The sequence below is a fragment of the Shigella sp. SIG3 genome, from assembly GCF_053555855.1.
Genome location: NZ_JBQZXE010000351.1, coordinates 1 through 333, shown reverse-complemented (window position 1 = coordinate 333; position 333 = coordinate 1). Strand labels below are relative to the sequence as shown.

The following is a 333-nucleotide window of genomic DNA, read 5'->3' as shown; positions in this document are numbered from 1 at the left end:
CCGACACATCGCTTCAACAGGGAATTGTTGTCGCCATTGTTCGACTAACGCGTATTTTTCAGCGACTCCTGGGCAAAATACGCTGTTGCTTTTTTTAATATATCTCGCTCAAGTCGTGCTTCATTTAAAGCCTTACGCAGTTGCATAACTTCAGATTCCAGCTCAGCCACTGTGCGGGAGCCTGGTGTATTGAGCCCTTTTCTTGCGGCGGTAACCCATTGTCCTAAAGTGCCTTCAGGAAGAGATAATCGGGAAGCGCCTTCACTGATCGAAAGCTGATTTTCAGGAACCGTTTTGACGGCTTCGGCTTTAAACTCCGTAGAGTAACGTTGG

At 47.4% G+C, this 333-nt stretch carries 1 pseudogene; it reads right to left on the bottom strand.

From position 1 onward, the window contains the following. Positions 1–333 (bottom strand): annotated as a pseudogene (locus tag ACUU1I_RS21380) (transposase); the annotation flags it as partial.